Annotated in this window: 6 protein-coding genes; 2 read left to right on the forward strand and 4 right to left on the reverse strand. The window is 68.8% G+C overall.

The annotated features are described in order from the left end of the window. Positions 1 to 90: 90 nt before the first annotated feature. Genes ACWCRB_RS49110 through ACWCRB_RS49125 form a run of 4 tightly spaced genes read right to left on the reverse strand, consistent with a single transcriptional unit; the run spans position 91 to position 3,102 of the window. Positions 91 to 837: an amino acid ABC transporter ATP-binding protein gene (locus ACWCRB_RS49110; protein ID WP_451002268.1), complete on the reverse strand. Its 747-nt coding sequence runs from the start codon at positions 835 to 837 to the stop codon at positions 91 to 93. Next, positions 834 to 1,484, reverse strand: coding sequence for an amino acid ABC transporter permease (locus ACWCRB_RS49115; protein WP_451002269.1), 651 nt, complete (start codon positions 1,482 to 1,484; stop codon positions 834 to 836). Before ACWCRB_RS49115 ends, ACWCRB_RS49110 begins: the two co-directional genes overlap by 4 nt. A 5-nt stretch (positions 1,485 to 1,489) precedes the next feature. Then, positions 1,490 to 2,224, reverse strand: coding sequence for an amino acid ABC transporter permease (locus tag ACWCRB_RS49120; RefSeq protein ID WP_451002270.1), 735 nt, complete (start codon positions 2,222 to 2,224; stop codon positions 1,490 to 1,492). Positions 2,225 to 2,265: 41 nt separating this feature from the next. Next, a complete protein-coding gene (locus tag ACWCRB_RS49125; RefSeq protein WP_451002271.1) occupies positions 2,266 to 3,102 on the reverse strand; it encodes an ABC transporter substrate-binding protein in 837 nt (278 codons plus the stop codon). A 227-nt stretch (positions 3,103 to 3,329) separates the two neighbouring features. On the opposite strand from ACWCRB_RS49125, the gene ACWCRB_RS49130 reads away from it, so the two are divergent. Both ACWCRB_RS49130 and ACWCRB_RS49135 read left to right on the forward strand, forming a co-directional pair. Further along, on the forward strand, positions 3,330 to 4,136 hold the full coding sequence (locus tag ACWCRB_RS49130) for an IclR family transcriptional regulator (RefSeq protein WP_451002272.1): 807 nt from the start codon (positions 3,330 to 3,332) through the stop codon (positions 4,134 to 4,136). Between the two features lie 24 nt (positions 4,137 to 4,160). Beyond that, positions 4,161 to 4,496: an ArsR/SmtB family transcription factor gene (locus ACWCRB_RS49135; RefSeq protein ID WP_451002273.1), complete on the forward strand. Its 336-nt coding sequence runs from the start codon at positions 4,161 to 4,163 to the stop codon at positions 4,494 to 4,496. The last annotated feature ends 96 nt before the right edge of the window (positions 4,497 to 4,592 follow it).

Here is a 4,592-nt window from a genome sequence, read left to right on the forward strand (position 1 = left end):
GGTTTGTCAGCCCGTCCGGCGTTTGAGGACAAGGGGTTCGGGGGCAGCGCCCCCGAGGATGGGACGGGTAGGGGCGGCGGGGGCGAGAAACTACACGTCCAGCACCCGGTGCAGGAACTGCTGGGTGCGTGCCTCGGCAGGGCTGCCGAAGACCTGGTCCGGTGGTCCCTGTTCGAGGACGACCCCGCCGTCCATGAAGACCACCCGATCGGCCGTGTCCTTCGCGAAGCGCATCTCGTGCGTGACGACCACCATCGTCATGCCCTCCTCCGCAAGGGACCGCATGACACCAGTCACCTCACCCACCAGCTCCGGATCGAGCGCGGAGGTCGGCTCGTCGAAGAACATCACGGCGGGGTCCATGGCGAGCGCGCGGGCGATCGCGACACGCTGCTGCTGACCGCCGGAGAGCTGGGCGGGGTAGGAGTCCGCCTTCTCCGACAGCCCGACCCGTTCGAGGGCGACCCGTCCGCGCTCCTCGGCCTCGGCCTTGTCCAGCTTCCGCACCTTCCGCAGCGCCAGCGTCACATTGCCGAGCGCCGTCTTGTGCGGGAAGAGGTTGAACTGCTGGAAGACCATCCCGACGTGCCCGAAGATCTCCGGCGCCCGCTTGGCGTCGTGCAGGGGAACGCCGTTCACCCACACCTCACCCGCGTCCGCACGCTCCAGGTCGCACATGATCCGCAGCAGCGTCGACTTGCCGGAACCGCTCGCGCCGATGAGGACGACGACCTCACCAGCCCCGACGTCGATGTCGACGCCCTTGAGGACGTCCAGCGAGCCGAAGCGCTTGTGGACGCCGGTGAGGAAGATGCCCGTAGGGGAAGCGGTCGTCATGCGAGGACAGCCTTTCGTTCCATCCGCCGCACGACGAGCGACAGCGGGTAGCAGATGACGAAGTAGAGGACGGCGACCGCGAGATAGGTGGTGGCCGGGTCGCCGGCCCGGTCGATGACCGCCTGTCCCTGGCGCAGCAGTTCGACGTAGCCGATGACGACGGCGATCGAGGTGTCCTTGACGAGGGACAGGTACTGCCCGACCAGCGGCGGCAGCACGATCGCCCGGGTCTGCGGCAGGATCACCGAGACGAAGCTCCTCAGCCGCCCCAGCCCGAGGACCCTGGCCGCCTCCCACTGCCCCTTCGGTACCGCCTCGATGCCCGAGCGGAAGATCTCCGCGATGTAGGCGCCCTGGTAGAGGGTCAGGGCGAGCAGCGCGGCGCCGAAGACGGTGATGCCGGCGAGGTTGAGATAGGCCGCGCCGAAGTAGATGAACAGCATCTGGATGAGGAGCGGGGTGCCCCGGAATACCTCCAGATAGACCCGGGCGAGCTGCGCCAGCACGGGCACCCGGCTGGTCCGTACGGCCGCCACGACCAGCCCGGCGAGGGTGCCGGTGACGATGGCGGCGGCGGACAGCTGCACGGTGGCCCACAGCCCCGAGGTGAACAGTTCGCGGTTCGACCAGATGACCGACCAGTCCATGCGGCTCAGGCCTCCTTTCGCACACGCACGGGCAGGAGCCGGCGTACGGCGTCCAGCGGGCGGGGTCGTACGGCGGCCGGGCGCAGCGGGGGCTTGAAGGCCGCGCGGCCGATCAGGCCGGCGGCGAGCACCACCAGGTTGGTGAGGACGAGGTAGAGGACTGCGGCGATGCCGAAGACCTCGATCGTCAGCAGGGTGCGGGAGTTGATGACCGTGGCCGTGCCGGTGAGTTCGGGGACGGAGATCGCGGAGAGGAGGGACGAGCCGAGGATGATCTGCACGAGGTGGTTGACGACCGCCGGGTAGACGTTGCGCAGCGCCTGGGGGAGGACGACGTGCGCGAAGGTGCGGACCGGGCCGAGGGCGAGGACGCGGGCCGCCTCGCTCTGGCCGCGCGGGACGGCCTGGATGCCGGCCCGGAAGATCTCGGTTAGGTACGCGCCCACGTTGACGCCGAGTGCGAGGACGCCCGCCTGTACGGGGCTCAGGCGCAGGCCCGCCGAGGGCAGGGCGAAGTAGGCGACGAACATCTGGAGCAGCACGGGGGTGTTGCGGATGACCTCGACGTACACGGCCGCCGGTGCGCGCAGGACGGCGTACCGGGATCGACGGGCGAGGGCTCCCAGCAGGCCCAGGACGCAGGCCAGGGCGAACGCGGCCAGCGAGAGGCGCAGGGACAGCCAGGCCGCGTCGAGGTAGGTGGGCCAGTCCTGGAGGGCGTAGTTCCAGTCGGTGAGCACGTCGGGGTCCTCCTCAACAGGTCAGCGAGTCAACGGGGCTGTCAGTAGGAGGGGTTGAGGGGGTACGGGCGCTCTACGCCGAACCACTTCTTGTAGAGGGTGGCGGCCTCGCCGGAGGTGTTGAACTCGCGCAGCCAGGTGTTGACCCACTGGAGCCAGGTCGGGTCGCCGGACTGGACGCCGATGCCGTTGTACTCGAGCGGTACGACCGAGTCCTTGGTGACCTTGAGGGAGGGGTCGGTCTTGGCCTGGTAGTTGAGGAAGTTGGAGTCCTCGACCATGGCGTCCGCCTGGCCCTGCTTGACCGCGAGGACGGCGGCGGCCGAGGTGTCGTACTCCTGGATGGTGGCCTTGGGGTTGCCGGCCTTGACGGCGTCGCCGTTGGTGGAGCCCTTGGTGACGGCGACCTTCTTGCCGGTGAGGTCGGCGAGCGTCGAGATGCCGCTGCTCTTCTTCACCAGCAGGACCTCGCCCGCGACGATGTACGGATCGCTGAAGGCGACCTGCTTGGCGCGTTCGGCGGTGGTGGTGAAGTTGCAGACCACCGCGTCGACCTTCTTGGTCTGGAGGTTGGGGATGCGGTTGGCGGACGTCGTGTCGACGATCTTCACCTTGACGTCGAGGGCCTTGGCCATGGCGGTGGCCACGTCGACGTCGAAGCCCTGGGGCTTGTTGTCCTTGCTGAGCGAGCCGAACGGCGGGAACGTCAGACAACTGGCGACGTTGAGCGTGCCGCGCTTGATGACCGTCTGGAGCGTGGACGAGGCCGCACTGGATCCGGTGGTGCCGGAGGCGGAGCTGCACGCGGTGAGGAATGCGGCGCCGGTCACACCGGCACAAATCACCATCATGGGGCGGGTACGGTGACGAAGGCTCATCGGGGTTCCCTTCGGGGGAGGGCGGCACAGGGGAGAGCGAAGAGGGCGGCGAACGTCGACGGTCACCAGAAACGGGGACGAGCGAGGGGCTTGTTTTGCTATGCAAAACTTCATTTCGCATAACGCGGAACGTTGGGCAGAAGTTAGCCCCGAGGATTCGCAGTCGTCAATGGTCGATTTCAATATGTGACATCCCATTTTGCTATGCAGCACGCTAGGATGCGGGGGTGACCGACACACCCACGCCCCCAGAACCCCGTCGCAACGCCTCGTCGTCCCTGCGGCGCGCGCTGGGCATCCTCATGTACCTCGCAGAGGACCGGGGCCATCCGCACGGCGTCACGCTGACCGACCTCGCCGCCGGGCTGGAGCTGAGCAAGTCCACCGTGCTGCGGCTGGTCGCCCCGCTGCGGGACGCGCGGCTCGTGGACCAGGATCCCGAGTCGGGCCGCTACCGGCTGGGCCCGCAGAACGCGCTGCTCGGCCAGGCGTATCTGGAGCGCCGCGACACCCGGCAGATCACGTCACCGGTCCTCCACCGGCTCGCCGAGGACAGCGGCGAGACCGTGCACCTCGTCACCTTCGACCCGCCGGAGATCGTCTACATCGACAAGGTCGAGAGCCCGCAGGCGGTACGGATGCACTCGCGCGTGGGCAGCCGGCAGCCCGCGTACTGCACGGCCACCGGCAAGGTGTTCCTGGCCCATGGCGCGGAGGACACGGTGGACCGGGTGATCGCCGCGGGCATGCCCGCCCGTACGCCGGCCACCATCACGACCGCGGAGCGTCTGCACGAGGAGCTGGCCCTCATCCGTGCGCGCGGCTACGCCGTCGACGACGTCGAGAACGAGCAGGACATCCGGTGTGTGGCGGCGCCCGTGTACGACCACAAGGGCGAGGTCACGACCGCGGTGAGCATCTCGGGCCCGGCGGCGCGGGTCACCCGCGAGCGGCTGCCCGAGCTGGGGGCGCTGTTGGCGGCGGCGACGGTGACGATCACGGAGAGTCTGGGTGGGCGGGGTCCGGTCGACTGATTCGACGTGTGTGAACATAGACGTATGTCGAATATGCCGAGTACGGAGACGGTTGTGGCGTGCTGTCCGCCGCTGACCGAGCGTCCGCTCACGGTCGAGGAGGCCGAGCGGACGGCGGCGATGTTCAAGGCGCTCGGTGATCCTGTGCGGCTGCGGCTGTTCTCGCTGGTCGCCTCGCACGAGGGGGGCGAGGCGTGCGTGTGTGACATCTCCGACGTGGGTGTCTCGCAGCCGACGGTCTCCCACCACCTGAAGAAGCTCAGGGAGGCGGGCCTGCTGTCGTCCGAGCGACGCGGGACGTGGGTGTACTACCGGGTCGAGCCGACGGTGATGGCGATGATGGGCCGCTTGCTGGCATAGCCCGGGTTGCCGGCTTCTCCTCGCCCCCGCCGCCCCTACCCGTTCCCATCCCCTGGGGGCTGCGCCCCCAGACCCCCGCTGTCGGCCTGAACGGCC

The sequence above is a fragment of the Streptomyces sp. NPDC002156 genome, from assembly GCF_053593675.1.